This is a genomic window from Enterobacter nematophilus (assembly GCF_026344075.1).
Classification (GTDB): domain Bacteria; phylum Pseudomonadota; class Gammaproteobacteria; order Enterobacterales; family Enterobacteriaceae; genus Enterobacter; species Enterobacter nematophilus.
Genome location: NZ_JAPKNE010000010.1, coordinates 43,789 through 56,728, shown reverse-complemented (window position 1 = coordinate 56,728; position 12,940 = coordinate 43,789). Strand labels below are relative to the sequence as shown.

Annotated in this window: 12 protein-coding genes; 9 read left to right on the top strand and 3 right to left on the bottom strand. The window is 55.2% G+C overall.

The genetic code is table 11. The features are described 5' to 3' along the window. Positions 1-184: 184 nt before the first annotated feature. The 4 genes from tyrB (at position 185) to OSH03_RS19605 (ending at position 3,194) form a co-directional block, all read left to right on the top strand. The gene (gene tyrB, locus OSH03_RS19620) at positions 185-1,378 is read left to right on the top strand and encodes an amino acid aminotransferase (protein WP_248097744.1); all 1,194 of its coding nucleotides are present in this window, start codon (positions 185-187) and stop codon (positions 1,376-1,378) included. Positions 1,379-1,595: 217 nt separating this feature from the next. Continuing rightward, positions 1,596-2,309 (top strand): acid phosphatase AphA, encoded by a 714-nt coding sequence (gene aphA, locus OSH03_RS19615; RefSeq protein ID WP_266179871.1) that lies wholly within the window; start codon positions 1,596-1,598, stop codon positions 2,307-2,309. Positions 2,310-2,421: 112 nt separating this feature from the next. After that, entirely contained in the window at positions 2,422-2,838 is a 417-nt protein-coding gene (locus tag OSH03_RS19610; protein ID WP_266179870.1) for a secondary thiamine-phosphate synthase enzyme YjbQ, read from the top strand. A 2-nt stretch (positions 2,839-2,840) separates the two neighbouring features. Beyond that, positions 2,841-3,194: an MmcQ/YjbR family DNA-binding protein gene (locus tag OSH03_RS19605; protein WP_151412708.1), complete on the top strand. Its 354-nt coding sequence runs from the start codon at positions 2,841-2,843 to the stop codon at positions 3,192-3,194. Between the two features lie 2 nt (positions 3,195-3,196). Here the strand turns inward: OSH03_RS19605 and uvrA are convergent, their stop codons facing one another. Beyond that, a complete protein-coding gene (gene uvrA / locus OSH03_RS19600) occupies positions 3,197-6,019 on the bottom strand; it encodes an excinuclease ABC subunit UvrA (RefSeq protein WP_116343846.1) in 2,823 nt (940 codons plus the stop codon). Between the two features lie 251 nt (positions 6,020-6,270). Here uvrA and ssb1 point away from each other — a divergent pair, with 251 nt between their 5' ends. Beyond that, positions 6,271-6,801, top strand: coding sequence for a single-stranded DNA-binding protein SSB1 (ssb1, locus tag OSH03_RS19595; protein ID WP_006177466.1), 531 nt, complete (start codon positions 6,271-6,273; stop codon positions 6,799-6,801). A gap of 60 nt (positions 6,802-6,861) precedes the next feature. On the opposite strand, the gene OSH03_RS19590 is transcribed toward ssb1, so the two are convergent. Beyond that, positions 6,862-7,143 (bottom strand): YjcB family protein, encoded by a 282-nt coding sequence (locus OSH03_RS19590; RefSeq protein ID WP_045261050.1) that lies wholly within the window; start codon positions 7,141-7,143, stop codon positions 6,862-6,864. Positions 7,144-7,799: 656 nt separating this feature from the next. On the opposite strand from OSH03_RS19590, the gene OSH03_RS19585 reads away from it, so the two are divergent. Beyond that, on the top strand, positions 7,800-9,365 hold the full coding sequence (locus tag OSH03_RS19585) for an EAL domain-containing protein (protein WP_266179869.1): 1,566 nt from the start codon (positions 7,800-7,802) through the stop codon (positions 9,363-9,365). Positions 9,366-9,371: 6 nt separating this feature from the next. Here the strand turns inward: OSH03_RS19585 and soxS are convergent, their stop codons facing one another. Next, a complete protein-coding gene (gene soxS, locus OSH03_RS19580; RefSeq protein ID WP_008503387.1) occupies positions 9,372-9,698 on the bottom strand; it encodes a superoxide response transcriptional regulator SoxS in 327 nt (108 codons plus the stop codon). Positions 9,699-9,796: 98 nt separating this feature from the next. Here soxS and soxR point away from each other — a divergent pair, with 98 nt between their 5' ends. The 3 genes from soxR to ghxP all read left to right on the top strand — a co-directional run bounded on the left by soxR (position 9,797) and on the right by ghxP (position 12,868). Then, positions 9,797-10,255: a redox-sensitive transcriptional activator SoxR gene (soxR, locus tag OSH03_RS19575; protein WP_023331806.1), complete on the top strand. Its 459-nt coding sequence runs from the start codon at positions 9,797-9,799 to the stop codon at positions 10,253-10,255. Positions 10,256-10,552: 297 nt separating this feature from the next. After that, complete coding sequence (locus OSH03_RS19570; protein ID WP_061099545.1) at positions 10,553-11,224, top strand: glutathione S-transferase family protein; 672 nt, start codon at positions 10,553-10,555, stop codon at positions 11,222-11,224. A 294-nt stretch (positions 11,225-11,518) separates the two neighbouring features. Beyond that, complete coding sequence (gene ghxP, locus OSH03_RS19565) at positions 11,519-12,868, top strand: guanine/hypoxanthine transporter GhxP (RefSeq protein ID WP_061099544.1); 1,350 nt, start codon at positions 11,519-11,521, stop codon at positions 12,866-12,868. Positions 12,869-12,940: the final 72 nt, after the last annotated feature.

Below are 12,940 nucleotides of genomic sequence, written 5' to 3'. Positions count from 1 at the left end.
GAATGCGCGGTTGCGCAGGAGTCACATTACGGAAACCCGGAGGGCGAAAATATTGGGTAAATGTCATGGCGAGCAGGTGCAAAAAACCTATGCCGATCGCAGGATAATCTTAAGGGGTGGTGTTGCGTGATATTCCGGTTTATTGTTGAAATTCCTGCCTCATCGAATTCCGGAGAACCATCGCGTGTTTCAGAAAGTTGACGCCTATGCCGGCGACCCTATTCTCTCCTTAATGGAGCGTTTCAAAGAAGATCCTCGCAGCGACAAAGTGAACCTCAGCATTGGCCTGTATTACAACGAGGATGGCATCATCCCGCAATTAAAAGCCGTTGCCGAAGCCGAAGCGCGCCTTAACGCTGTTCCACACGGCGCGTCTCTTTATCTGCCGATGGAAGGGCTTAACACCTACCGCAATACCATCGCGCCTCTGCTGTTTGGGGCCAATCACGCGGTACTCGCGCAGAAACGCGTGGCGACCATCCAGACGCTGGGCGGCTCAGGGGCGCTGAAAGTCGGTGCTGACTTCCTGAAAAAGTATTTCCCGGATTCCGGCGTGTGGGTCAGCGACCCGACGTGGGAAAACCACGTTGCGATCTTCGAGGGGGCAGGCTTCAAGGTCGAGACCTATCCGTGGTTCGACAGCGAAACTAACGGCGTGCGCGTTGAAGCGCTGCTGGAAAAACTGAACACGCTGCCGGAGCGCAGTATCGTATTGCTGCATCCGTGCTGCCATAACCCAACGGGTGCGGACCTCACCAATGCCCAGTGGGATGCGGTGATCGAGGTGCTGAAGGCACGTAATTTGATCCCGTTCCTCGACATCGCCTATCAGGGCTTTGGCGCAGGCATGGAAGAAGATGCTTATGCCATTCGCGCCGTTGCCAGCGCCGGGCTGCCAGCGCTGGTCAGCAACTCCTTCTCAAAAATCTTCTCTCTGTACGGCGAACGCGTTGGCGGTCTGTCCGTGGTGTGTGAGGACTCAGAAGCGGCAGGTCGCGTGCTGGGCCAGCTTAAGGCGACGGTTCGCCGCATTTACTCCAGCCCGCCAAACTTTGGTGCGCAGGTGGTGGCGACGGTACTCGGTGATGAACAGCTGAAGGCGTCCTGGCTTGCCGAAGTGGAAGCGATGCGTAAGCGCATCCTGTCCATGCGTCAGGAGCTGGTTAACGTGCTGAAAGAAGCCGTGCCGGGACACAACTTCGACTATCTGCTCAAGCAGCGCGGGATGTTCAGCTATACCGGACTGAGCGCGGCACAGGTCGATCGTCTGCGCGAAGAGTTCGGCGTCTACCTGATCGCCAGCGGCCGCATGTGCGTGGCGGGCCTGAATGCTAGCAACGTTCACCGCGTGGCGCAGGCGTTTGCTGCAGTAATGTAAGTGCTTACTTACCCTCCCTCTCCCTGTAGGAGAGGGCCGGGGTGAGGGCCTCAGGCCCCGTAAACACGACCCCCGGTACTTTGTGATCGTCTTCTTTTTATTCATCTTTATAAGTAAAAACTCCTTTCCTTCACCTCCCGCTGGGGTTATGGTCGGATAGTTTTTTGACCATTCACTCAAAATAAAACGATAACAAACTGAATATTCAGGGGAAAATATGCGCAAGATCACACTGGCGCTCAGCGCCGCCTGCTTATTGTTCTCGCTTAATAGTGCCGTTGTGGCGCGAGCTTCTGCTCCGACGCCGCTCTACACCGGCACCACCGCCGCCATGCTTGCCGAACAGGCACCCATTCACTGGGTTTCGGTCGCCCAAATCGAAAACAGCCTGATGGGCCGTCCGCCAATGGCCGTGGGCTTCGACATTGACGATACCGTGCTTTTCTCAAGCCCTGGCTTCTGGCGCGGTAAGAAAACGTATTCCCCGGACAGCGAAGCGTATCTGAAGAACCCGGATTTCTGGGAAAAAATGAATAACGGCTGGGACGAGTACAGCATCCCGAAAGAGGTCGCCCGCGCGCTTATTGCTATGCACGTTAAGCGCGGCGACAGCATTTACTTTGTCACCGGCCGTAGCCAGACCAAAACGGAGACTGTTTCCAAAACCCTGCAGGACGATTTTCAGATCCCGACGGCCAGCATGAACCCGGTCATTTTTGCGGGTGATAAAGAGGGACAAAACACCAAAACCCAGTGGCTGGAGCAGAAAAACATCAAAGTGTTCTACGGTGATTCGGATAACGACATTACCGCGGCGCAGGATGTGGGGGCCAGAGCGATCCGGGTGCTGCGTGCCTCTAACTCGACCTATCGACCGCTGCCGATGGCAGGCAAGTTTGGCGAAGAGGTGATCGTTAACTCCGAGTATTAGTTCATGAGCGGCGGGTATGATTCTTTTTTGAACAAATCCGCCGCTGCGGGTTTTACCTTTTGCCTTCTTGCTGCACACTTAGAAAGATTCATCTTTCAGAACGGAGCAGCACATGTGGTATCAACAGACCCTGACCTTAAGCGCTAAACCCCGCGGCTTTCACCTGGTGACGGAGGAAGTCACCGGGCAAATCCGCGACCTGTCGCGCGTCAGAACGGGTTTGCTGCATCTGCTGCTTCAGCACACGTCAGCCTCTCTCACGCTTAATGAAAATTGCGATCCCACCGTCCGGTCTGATATGGAACACCATTTCCTGAAAACGGTTCCGGACAACGCCCCCTACGAGCACGATTATGAGGGCGCAGATGACATGCCTTCGCATATCAAATCTTCTCTGCTGGGCGTATCGCTGATGCTGCCGGTACACAACGGGCGGCTACTGCTGGGAACGTGGCAGGGGATCTGGCTGGGAGAACATCGCATTCACGGTGGTTCGCGTAAAATTATCGCAACGCTACAAGGGGAATAAAGATGACAATTTCGGAGCTACTTCAGTACTGCATGAGTAAACCTGGCGCTGAGCAGAGCGTTCATAGCGACTGGAAAGCCACGCAGATTAAAGTGGGAGACGTGCTGTTTGCGATGGTGAAAGAGGTGGAGGGACGTCCGGCGGCGTCGCTGAAAACCAGCCCGGAACTGGCGGATCTGTTACGTCAGCAGCATGATGATGTGAGGCCAAGCCAGCACCTTAATAAGGCGCACTGGAGCACCGTTTATCTGGACGGCTCGCTGCCCGGCTCGCAAATTTATTATCTGGTGGATGCGTCCTACAAGCAGGCGGTTGAGCTGCTGCCGGAAGCGACCCGACAGCAGCTCTCCGTCTGAGATTACAGCAACGGTTTAAGGAAGCGCGCGGTGTGCGAGGCTTCGCACTCTGCAACGGTCTCTGGCGTACCGGAGACGAGAATTTCACCGCCGCCGCTGCCGCCTTCCGGGCCAAGATCGACAATCCAGTCCGCGGTTTTAATCACGTCCAGGTTATGTTCGATGACCACAATCGTGTTGCCCTGATCGCGCAGCTGATGCAGAACCTCCAGCAGCTGCTGGATATCCGCAAAGTGCAGGCCGGTGGTTGGCTCATCCAGAATGTAGAGCGTCTGGCCGGTTCCGCGTTTGGAGAGCTCACGCGCCAGCTTCACGCGCTGGGCTTCACCGCCGGACAGCGTTGTCGCTGACTGCCCCAGACGAATGTAGGTCAGGCCTACGTCCATCAGCGTCTGCAGCTTACGCGCCAGCGCAGGGACGGCGTCAAAGAACTCGCGCGCCTCTTCGATGGTCATGTCCAGCACTTCGTGGATGGTCTTGCCTTTGTACTTAATCTCCAGCGTTTCGCGGTTATAGCGCTTGCCTTTGCACTGGTCGCACGGCACGTAGATATCCGGCAGGAAGTGCATCTCAACTTTGATCACGCCGTCGCCCTGACATGCCTCACAGCGGCCGCCGCGCACGTTAAAGCTGAAACGTCCTGGCGTATACCCGCGCGAACGCGCTTCCGGTACGCCGGCGAAGAGTTCACGTACGGGCGTGAAGACGCCGGTATAGGTCGCCGGGTTGGAACGCGGCGTACGGCCAATCGGGCTCTGGTCGATGTCGATAACCTTGTCGAAATGTTCCAGCCCCTGAATGTCGCGATACGGTGCAGGCTCGGCAAGCGTCGCGCCGTTCAGCGCCGTCTGCGCAATCGGGAACAGCGTATCGTTGATCAGCGTCGATTTACCGGAACCGGACACGCCGGTGATGCAGGTAAACAGGCCAACCGGCAGCGTCAGGGTCACGTCCTTCAGGTTGTTGCCGCGCGCCCCGGTGAGCTTCAGCACTTTTTCCGGGTTCGCCGCGACGCGCTGTTTCGGCACTTCAATTTTGCGCTTGCCGCTCATGTACTGGCCGGTCAGCGACTCGGGCACCGCCATGATGTCCTTCAGCGTCCCTTCCGCGACCACCTGACCGCCGTGTACGCCCGCGCCCGGCCCGATGTCGATCACGTGGTCTGCGGCGCGAATGGCGTCTTCGTCATGCTCCACCACAATCACCGTGTTGCCGAGATTACGCAGGTGGACAAGCGTGCCGAGCAGGCGTTCATTGTCGCGCTGGTGCAGACCGATGGACGGTTCATCCAGCACGTACATCACGCCGACTAAGCCCGCGCCAATCTGGCTCGCCAGACGGATGCGCTGGGCTTCACCGCCGGAGAGCGTTTCTGCCGAGCGGGAAAGCGTCAGGTAGTTCAGGCCAACGTTCACCAGGAACTTCAGGCGATCGCCGATCTCTTTCAGCACTTTTTCGGCGATTTTTGCACGCTGGCCGGAGAGCTTAAGGTTGTTGAAGAAGTCCATCGCGTGGCCGATGCTCATGTCTGAGATAGTCGGCAGCGCCGTGTTTTCCACAAACACGTGGCGCGCTTCGCGACGCAGACGCGTGCCCTCGCAGGTGGCGCAGGAGCGGTTGCTGATGAACTTCGCCAGCTCTTCGCGCACCGCGCTGGATTCGGTCTCTTTGTAGCGGCGCTCCATATTGTGCAGCACCCCTTCGAACGGGTGGCGACGCACAGAGGTGTCGCCACGGTCGTTCATATATTTGAACTCGATGTTCTCTTTGCCGGAACCGAACAGGATCACTTTGTGCACGTTCGGGCTCAGGCTGGCCCACGGGGCTTCAACGTCGAACTTGTAGTGCTCCGCCAGCGACTTCAGCATCTGGAAGTAGTAGAAGTTACGCTTGTCCCAGCCGCGAATGGCCCCGCCCGCGAGCGACAGTTCCGGGTTCTGGATCACGCGGTCCGGATCGAAATACTGCTGCACACCCAGACCGTCACAGGTCGGGCACGCGCCCGCCGGGTTGTTGAACGAGAACAGGCGCGGCTCCAGCTCGCGCATGCTGTAGCCGCAAATCGGGCAGGCGAAGTTGGCTGAGAAGAGCAGCTCTTCCGCTTTCGGGTCGTCCATGTCGGAGACCACGGCCGTGCCGCCGGAGAGTTCCAGCGCCGTCTCAAAGGATTCCGCCAGACGCGTGGCGAGATCGTCACGTACCTTAAAACGGTCAATTACCACTTCAATGGTGTGCTTCTTCTGCAGCTCCAGCTTTGGCGGATCCGACAGGTCACACACTTCACCGTCGATACGGGCGCGGATATAGCCCTGGCTTGCCAGGTTCTCCAGCGTTTTGGTGTGTTCGCCTTTACGCTCTTTGATGATCGGCGCCAGCAGCATCAGGCGTTTGCCTTCCGGCTGCGATAGCACGTTATCCACCATCTGGCTCACGGTCTGCGCCGCCAGGGGGACGTCATGGTCCGGGCAGCGCGGCTCACCCACGCGCGCATACAGCAGGCGCAGGTAGTCGTGAATTTCAGTAATGGTACCGACCGTTGAACGCGGGTTATGCGAGGTCGACTTCTGCTCAATAGAGATAGCAGGCGATAACCCTTCAATATGATCGACATCCGGTTTTTCCATCAGCGACAGGAACTGACGCGCGTACGCAGAGAGTGATTCGACGTAACGACGCTGTCCTTCGGCATACAAAGTGTCGAAGGCCAGTGAGGATTTGCCAGACCCCGAAAGCCCGGTCACGACGATGAGTTTGTCGCGAGGGATTATGAGGTTGATATTCTTGAGATTGTGGGTGCGGGCGCCCCGAACTTCGATCTTATCCATTCACCTTTCCCGGTTGGAACACGGATTGCCTGGTTTGTTTGAAGGACAAACGGCTGTCAGAAACGGCTAATTATGACACAATTTAACCTGTTTGAATATACAGTATTGGAATGCATTTTCTGATTCGCTGTGTAACAATGTCGAGTTCGCGAGAGATTTCTGAACCGACTACGCAACTATGCAAATTGCCGCGTGGAAATGGTACACTCGCGCGTTTACACTATTAAGAAACGTATTCAGGAGACACGAACATGGCCAGCAGAGGCGTAAACAAGGTGATTCTCGTCGGTAATCTGGGCCAGGACCCGGAAGTACGCTACATGCCGAGTGGTGGCGCAGTTGCCAACATTACGCTGGCTACTTCCGAATCCTGGCGTGATAAAGCGACCGGTGAAATGAAAGAGCAGACCGAATGGCACCGCGTTGTGCTGTTTGGCAAACTGGCGGAAGTGGCCGGTGAGTATCTGCGTAAAGGTTCTCAGGTCTATATCGAAGGCCAGCTGCGCACCCGCAAATGGACCGATCAGTCCGGCGCTGAGAAGTACACTACGGAAGTGGTGGTGAACGTGGGCGGCACCATGCAGATGCTGGGTGGCCGTCAGGGCGGTGGCGCACCGGCAGGTGGCGGTCAGAACCAGCAGCAGGGTGGTTGGGGTCAGCCTCAGCAGCCTCAGGGCGGCAACCAGTTCAGCGGCGGCGCGCAGTCTCGTCCGCAGCAGCAGTCTGCTCCTGCCCCGTCTAACGAACCGCCAATGGACTTCGACGACGATATCCCGTTCTGATCAACGGATGCTAAAACAAAAAACCCAGACATCGTCTGGGTTTTTTTATTGCTGAAGGGATCAGGTAATCACCATCGGCCAGTCTGGTGGCGTGTGGCTCATCGCCTCAACCATCACCACTTTTATATTTTCCCAGACCGCTGCCATATCCAGCAGGGTGATGCCCAGCAGGCCCGTTGCGAACCAGCAGGCCGCGCCAAGCCCTAACAGGGTACTGATGACGGCAAGACCCGCGTAGTCGGATTTACGAAACTGAATGTTCAGCGTGCTGGCTAAAAACATCAAAACCGCGCTCAACAAGGGCCAGCGCAGGAGAACCATGCTGGTAGTAATGGTTGCCATAAAACCCATCCTCTACAAAACAGACGAACTGAATGAAACAGTGTTTCTCGTTACACAATATGTGTGAACTATATCACATTTGTTGATTTATTCGCCAGTGTCTGCGTAGCCAAAAAAGGGGATTTTATTACCCGTAAAAAAGAGGGTGCGGTACGGGACTGCTTTCACACAGGGGGATGCGGGTCCAAAACGTGCCGGGATAATGCTCGCCGGGCAAGCGGTGAAGAGTATCCGCGAGAAAGAGACGGCCAGCCGTGCCGTTTTTAGGGGACGCATTATTTTCTGATAATATTGTGGTGATGTCTGATTATTTATAAAACAACGAACAAAATATACCCGCAGAAATAGGATAAAACGTCACGTTGATGTTGTACTTTTTTCATGCCGCCAGAAGTTTTGCTTAATCAGCGATCCTCTGTTGTGTTCTCTTCAAACCTCCCGTGCGCGATGGATAATTATTTTCCTTAATTGAAACGGAACGAATACTTACAGTTTAGCTTACGGGAAAATATTATCGTCATAACGAAATTTAAGATTTTTAATACTAAAAGTCAGTTGCTAACTTCGCATGATTCATGCAACGTAATCACCTGTTTAACAAAGCATCCGGCCTTCATTACTACAGGCGTACAACATGCAGGGATATAGGGCGGGAAATGAATCGTAGCGCGCGGCGCAAAATGCTCAGGGTGGTAGGGATCATCATGGTAGTTATGCTGCCGGTGATGCTTGCTCTATGGTTTGCCCAGCTACGAGCCGAGTCGGAAACGAGCGCTCAACTACGTACATTTGCTGAACTGGCTTTAGACAAAACAGAACTGGTAATTCAACAGGTTGAACTGGCCAGGGGCGAGGCAGAAAAATATCAGGGTGAACGTTGTACGCCGGAACATCGTCAATATATGTTGAACGTTGTTCGTGGCCGCCTGTTTGTTGCCGATTTAATTTATGCTGAAGGTCAGAATTTTCATTGTTCGACCATTTTTACACCGGATCAACCCTACGTCATTCCGGTCGCTAATTACACGCGTAAACCTGACGTTGCTATCTATTATTTTCGCGATACGCCATTTTATACTGGCTATAAAATGACGTATATGCAGCGCGGAAATTATGTCGTGGTGGTCAATCCGCTTTCTTACAGTGAAGTAATGTCTACCGATCATTCCCTCGCATGGGGGGTATACGACACGGTAACTAATGCCTTCTTTTCCGTCAGCCAGAACGCCAATGCGACTTTATTAAATTCGATGATTCGGGATAAGGAATCGGTATTTCAAAAAGATAACCGTTTCTATACCGTTGTAAAATCGCCAAAACGGCCTATTGCCGCTATCGTGTCGACGTCAGATAAACGTTTTTATGAAACGCTCTATCACCAGGCGACGTTGACGCTACCGCTGGGAATGATCTGCAGCATTATTATTTTGCTGGTGTGGTCCCGCACCCATCGTGAGCTTAATTCGCCGGGGCGCTTACTGCACCGGGCGCTGAACAAACGTCAGCTTTGCCTGCACTATCAGCCGATTATCGATATCAAGAATAACCAGTGCGTGGGGGCAGAGGCGCTGTTGCGCTGGCCTGGTTTCAACGGGCAGGTAATGAGCCCGGCTGAGTTTATTCCGCTGGCGGAAAAAGAGGGAATGAGCGAGCGGATCACGGATTATGTCGTTGAGGAGGTGTTCAGCGATCTGGGCCATTTCCTGGCGGCGCATCCGCATCTTTATATTTCGATTAACCTGTCGGCCACGGACTTCCACTCCTCGCGGCTGATCGCCATGATTTCTGACAAGGCCCGGCACTACGCCGTACGCGCCCAGCAAATTAAAATTGAAGTGACGGAACGCGGCTTTATCGATGTGCCAAAAACCACGCCGGTGATTCAGGCCTTCCGTCAGGCGGGCTATGAAGTGGCGATCGATGATTTCGGGACCGGTTACTCCAACCTGCACAACCTCTACTCGCTGAACGTGGATATTCTGAAAATCGATAAATCGTTTATCGACACCTTAACCACCAACAGTACCAGCCACCTGATCGCCGAGCATATTATCGAGATGGCGCAAAGCCTGCGGCTTAAAACCATTGCGGAAGGGGTGGAAACGGCTGAGCAGGTGAGCTGGCTGTTGAAGCGCGGCGTGCAGTTCTGTCAGGGATGGCACTTCGCGAAAGCGATGCCGCCCCAGGAATTTATGACCTGGCAGCAGCAACCTTTGCACTGATACGCATTAATTCAACTGGTGGCGGTAATCGCTTGGCGTACGGTCAAACTCGCGGCGAAACACGCGGGAAAAGGTTTGTTGCGACACATAGCCAAGATCCATCGCGATATCAAAAATCGGCCGCTGCGTTGAGCGTAACGCCTGCGCCGCCAATAGCAGCCTGCGCTGACGAATGTACTCTCCCAGCGTCTGGTGCATGACCGTGCGGAACATTCTCTGTAAATACCATTTCGAATAGCCCGATTTTTTTGCGACCACATCAATGTTCAGCGGTTGGTCGATATGATCGTCAATCCATTCAATAAGTGTCTGAATAATTTGCTGATGCGACATAAGGTTGCCCCTCTGTAGATACAACTTTCTCGGTTGATTCGTCGTTTTCTCTGCGGGGGAGTATAATTCCTCAAGTTAACTTGAGGTAAAGAGGTTTTATGGAAAAGAGATTGCCGCGCATTAAAGCGCTTTTAACTCCCGGCGAAGTGGCAAAGCGAAGCGGCGTTGCGGTATCGGCGCTCCACTTCTATGAAAGCAAAGGGTTAATTAAAAGCATCCGTAACGGCGGAAACCAGCGCCGCTATACCCGCGACGTGCTCCGCTACGTGGCGATTATCAAAATTGCGCAACGCATCGGCATTCCCCTGGCGACGATCGGTGAGGCATTCGGCGTGTTGCCGGAAGGGCATACGCTGAGCCCGAAAGAGTGGAAAGAGCTTTCGTCCCAGTGGCGTGAAGAGTTGGACAGGCGTATCCACACGCTGGTGGCGCTGCGTGACGAGCTGGACGGCTGTATCGGCTGCGGCTGCCTTTCCCGCAGCGACTGCCCGTTGCGTAACCCCGGCGACAGGCTGGGCGAGCAGGGAACGGGGGCGCGGCTGCTGGAGGAGGATTGAGATTGCGCAGCCGCCACCCGGAAAAAGCACAATAAAGAACTAAAGCGCCACAAAGGGCGCTTTAGTTTTTCCCGGTCTTTGTCTTTCTCTCTATCCCGCTGGTTCACGGGAGGGTTTCCCCCGACATCAGCACCCCTCGTGTCGAGCTGGTTGGGGAGGTTCCGGATTGTGCTGACACTTTAATTTTATGCAAGACCCGTTTTTTCGCCAGCCGCGCCAGCCGTTTTTTAGACGAAATTTTTTCGCGGTGTTGTTCGATTTTCTATAGTTAAAAAGTATGAATAACAGGAGAAAATCATGCTCACGGTACATCATCTTAACCAGTCGCGCTCGCACCGCGTCATCTGGGCGCTGGAAGAACTCGCCCTGCCTTATGAGATCGTTCACTACCAGCGCGAAAAGAACATGCTGGCACCCGAGTCCCTCAAAAAGGTACATCCGTTGGGCAAATCGCCGGTCATTGAAGATAACGGGCTGATCCTTGCGGAGTCAGGCGCCATTCTGGAGTATCTGCAGGAAACCTATGATGCCGAATCGCGGCTAAAGCCTTTAGACCCCGCGCATAAGGTGCAATATCGCTTCTGGCTGCATTACGCAGAAGGCTCGCTGATGCCGCTGCTGCTAATGAAGCTGGTCTTCAGTAGTCTCGGCAAGCCGCCCGTGCCGTTTGGCATCCGAACGCTGGGCAAGGCGCTGGGGCAGGGGGTACAGAAAGCGTATCTCAACCCCCAGCTGGAGACCCACGCGCGCTTTATTGACTCACATCTCGCTAAAAACAGCTGGTTTGCCGGAGAGGCGTTAAGCATGGCCGACATTCAGATGAGCTTCCCCCTCTTTGCCCTGCTGGCGCGCGGCGGCATTGCTAATCTGCCGCATATTCAGGCATGGAAGCAAAAAGTGGAAAGCAGCCCCGGCTGGCAAAGAACCCTGCAACAGGGTGGCCCATTAACGATCCCGGGCGAGGAGTGAAATGTAAACAAATTGCGCATAGACGATAACGTTTGCGCATCCTCTGTTTATTTCTTCATCGTCATAAGTGAATTTTAGCGATAAACGACAAAGTTCAGTTGAAAAGGGCGGGTATAAGGCTGGATAATCGTTTGCCTTAATTTGACCACCCGTTTTATAAGCGCGGAGCTAAACGTTTGCTTTTTTGTGACGCCCTTTCGTCGCATACGCAACACACGGATTTGACGTTTAGCTGGCAGCGGTGTCTCCACCACGCTTATGAACGTTCTATAAAAACTCTCAGGGGATGTTTCTATGTCTACGCCATCTGCGCGTACCGGCGGTTCATTAGACGCCATGTTTAAAATTTCGGCTCGTGGCAGCACCGTGCGCCAGGAAGTCGTTGCCGGTCTGACCACGTTTCTGGCGATGGTTTACTCCGTCATCGTGGTGCCGGGCATGCTTGGCAAGGCGGGCTTCCCGCCTGCGGCAGTCTTCGTCGCCACCTGCCTGGTGGCTGGTGTGGGCTCCATCGTAATGGGCCTGTGGGCGAACCTGCCGCTGGCGATTGGTTGCGCCATCTCGTTGACCGCCTTTACTGCGTTCAGCCTGGTGCTGGGCCAGCAGATCAGCGTACCGGTTGCCCTCGGCGCCGTGTTCCTGATGGGCGTGCTGTTTACCGTTATTTCTGCCACCGGCATCCGTAGCTGGATTTTGCGCAACCTGCCGCAGGGCGTGGCGCACGGCACCGGTATCGGTATCGGCCTGTTCCTGCTGCTGATCGCCGCCAACGGCGTTGGCCTGGTGATTAAGAACCCGCTGGACGGCCTGCCGGTAGCGCTCGGTCACTTCGCGAGCTTCCCGGTGATCATGTCGCTGGTGGGTCTGGCGGTGATTATCGGCCTGGAAAAACTGAAAGTGCCGGGCGGCATCCTGCTGACCATTATCGGCGTGTCTATCGTCGGCCTGATTTTCGATCCGACCGTCCACTTCTCCGGTATTTTCGCCATGCCGTCCCTGAGCGATGACAAAGGCAACTCCCTGATCGGCAGCCTGGATATTGTCGGCGCGCTGAACCCGGTGATCCTGCCTAGCGTGCTGGCGCTGGTGATGACCGCGGTGTTTGACGCCACCGGGACCATCCGCGCGGTGGCCGGTCAGGCCAACCTGCTGGATAAAGACGGCCAGATTATTGACGGCGGCAAAGCGCTGACCACCGACTCCCTGAGCAGCGTCTTCTCTGGCCTGGTGGGTGCGGCGCCTGCGGCGGTGTATATCGAATCCGCAGCGGGTACGGCGGCAGGCGGTAAAACGGGCCTGACGGCAATCACCGTCGGCGTGCTGTTCCTGCTGATCCTGTTCCTCTCTCCGCTCTCTTACCTGGTCCCGGCTTACGCGACCGCGCCAGCGCTGATGTACGTCGGCCTGCTGATGCTGAGCAACGTGGCGAAAATCGACTTTGCGGACTTCGTGGATGCGATGTCCGGCCTGATTACCGCAGTGTTTATTGTTCTGACCTGTAACATCGTGACCGGCATCATGATCGGCTTCGCCTCGCTGGTGATTGGTCGTCTGGTCTCCGGTGAGTGGCGCAAGCTGAACATCGGTACCGTGGTGATCGCCGTTGCGCTGGTGGCGTTCTACGCGGGCGGCTGGGCAATCTGAGTTATCCATTGATGCGAAAACGGGTGGCTCAGGCCGCCCGTTTTTATTTTCAGGACTCATCCCGTTGCCTTT